Source organism: Neisseria sp. P0009.S007 (assembly GCF_051962515.1).
The window spans coordinates 1-362 of sequence record NZ_JBQCVF010000961.1; the positions used below are offsets into that span (position 1 = coordinate 1).

At 55.5% G+C, this 362-nt stretch carries 1 rRNA gene; it reads right to left on the reverse strand.

Annotation, left to right across the window (positions count from 1 at the left end):
• Positions 1-362, reverse strand: a 16S ribosomal RNA gene (locus tag ACTHS3_RS17310); the annotation flags it as partial.

Genomic DNA, 362 nt, shown 5'->3' on the forward strand with positions numbered 1-362 from the left:
GGCCAGGGTGTCGCTTTCGCCACTGGTATTCCTCCCGATATCTACGCATTCCACCACTACACCGGGAATTCTACACCCCTCTCCTCGCCTCAAGCCATCTAGTTTCCAACGACCTCTCCCAGTTAAGCCAGGAGCTTTCACGTCAGACTTGGACAGCCGCCTGCGTGCGCTTTACGCCCAGTAAATCCGGATAACGCTTGCCACCTACGTATTACCGCGGCTGCTGGCACGTAGTTAGCCGTGACTTATTCCTGTGGTACCGTCCTCACTCTTCCCACAGAAAAGGAGTTTACAACCCAAGGGCCTTCATCCTCCACGCGGCGTTGCTCGTTCAGGGTTGCCCCCATTGACGAATATTCCTC